The organism is Streptomyces sp. YS-3 (assembly GCF_045257485.1).
In the GTDB taxonomy this organism is placed as follows: Bacteria; Actinomycetota; Actinomycetes; order Streptomycetales; family Streptomycetaceae; genus Streptomyces.
In genome coordinates this window covers 1-550 of record NZ_JBJHPC010001212.1, presented here as the reverse complement: position 1 = coordinate 550, position 550 = coordinate 1, and the positions used below count along the sequence as shown (strand labels likewise).

Genomic DNA, 550 nt, shown 5'->3' with positions numbered 1-550 from the left:
CCGCGACCTGACCCGCTCCACCCACCTCACCGTGGCCGCCGCCACCAGGGCCGCCACCGCCGCCCTCGACGCCGCCCGCAAGGACGGCCAGCACGTCTCGGTCGCCGTCGTCGACCGCGACGGCAACACCGTGGTCACCCTGCGCGGCGACGGCGCCGGTCCGCAGTCGTACGAGTCGGCCGAGCGCAAGGCATACACGGCCGTCTCCTGGAACGCCCCCACCTCGGTGCTGGCCGGCCGCCTCGCCCAGGCGCCCCAGCTCAAGGACATCCCGGGCACGCTCTTCCTCGCGGGCGGCGCGCCCGTGCGGGCCCAGGGCGCACCGATCGCGGGCATCGGCGTGGCCGGCGCCCCCAGCGGCGACCTGGACGAGAAGTTCGCCCAGGCGGGCGTGGCGGCGCTGACCAGATAGCCGCGCCAACCGAGCAGCCGCGCCGAACCGCGCAGCCGTTCCCGAGCCGCCCGCCGCCCGCCACCGCCGTCGCTCGCCCGGTCCGCTGCCTGGCGCGAAACAGCTCCCGCGCCCCGCATCCCCAAGCCTCCCGCGCCC

The 550-nt window shown here is 77.8% G+C and carries 1 protein-coding gene; it reads left to right on the top strand.

What is annotated here, in order from left to right; all coding sequences use genetic code 11:
* Positions 1-412 (top strand): heme-binding protein (locus ACJA3G_RS38355; protein ID WP_406557591.1); only part of this gene is annotated, 412 nt, incomplete at its 5' end.
* Positions 413-550 lie beyond the last annotated feature (138 nt).